The following is a 779-nucleotide window of genomic DNA, read 5'->3' as shown; positions in this document are numbered from 1 at the left end:
ACCAACTGGCGATTGGCGGTATAATCCTTACGTTGATTGGGTATTTTAGCGGTGGATCGCTGAGCGTTCAGGGTTGGGATTCTGTATTGATTCTTTTCTATCTGGTATTGCTTTCATCGATCACCTTTGCGCTATGGAGCCAATTGCTGAAATATAACAAGGTCGGCACTGTCGCACCTTTTAATTTCTTGATCCCGATTGCCGGTGCCGTGCTCTCGGCGCTGTTCCTTGATGAGAGCATTCTTGAATGGCGCTATGCTGCTGCTTTGGTGCTGGTGTGTCTGGGGATTGGGTTGGTTAACCGGGTTCCCCAGACAAAATAAGCCGATATCCCCTTCGTGTAGCGGCGAAGGGGAGCGATTTTAATAGCTGAGTGTCAGAATTTCTCTTGCCATTGCTTCGTCAATATCCTGCCTTTCACCCTGCGGTAAAAGAGTAAAGGCTTTCAGATTGTGGATTATCGCCTCCACCGCATCCGGTGGTAATCCATAATCGCGCATGCGGGTTTTTATCCCCATCTGCTCAAAGAAATCGCGCGTTTTTGCAATCGCCTGGGAAATGCGGGTCTCGTCATCACCCTCGGTTATTTGCCAGATGCGCGTGGCATATTGTAAAAGCTTTTCATGCTTATTATTGCGTTGGACATATAATAAAGAAGGAAGTAATACGGCGAGCGTTTGCGCATGGTCCAAACCGTAAAGCGAGGTGAGCTGATGGCCGATACGGTGCGTAGCCCAGTCTTGTGGCACACCTGCGCCGATAAGCCCGTTCAACGCCAG

The 779-nt window shown here is 49.4% G+C and carries 2 protein-coding genes; one reads left to right on the top strand and one right to left on the bottom strand.

Features of this window, described 5'->3' with window-relative positions; translation table 11 throughout:
- Positions 1 to 323: DMT family transporter (locus J5224_RS32120; RefSeq protein WP_264629004.1), on the top strand; the 323-nt coding region annotated here is incomplete at its 5' end.
- 39 nt (positions 324 to 362) lie between these two features.
- Here the strand turns inward: J5224_RS32120 and J5224_RS32115 are convergent.
- On the bottom strand, positions 363 to 779 hold a 417-nt coding region (locus J5224_RS32115), incomplete at its 5' end, for an iron-containing alcohol dehydrogenase (protein WP_264629003.1).

This window comes from Candidatus Symbiopectobacterium sp. NZEC135 (assembly GCF_025962695.1).
The sequence above is the reverse complement of the archived record's forward strand: the minus strand, read 5'-3'. Positions and strand labels throughout refer to the sequence as shown.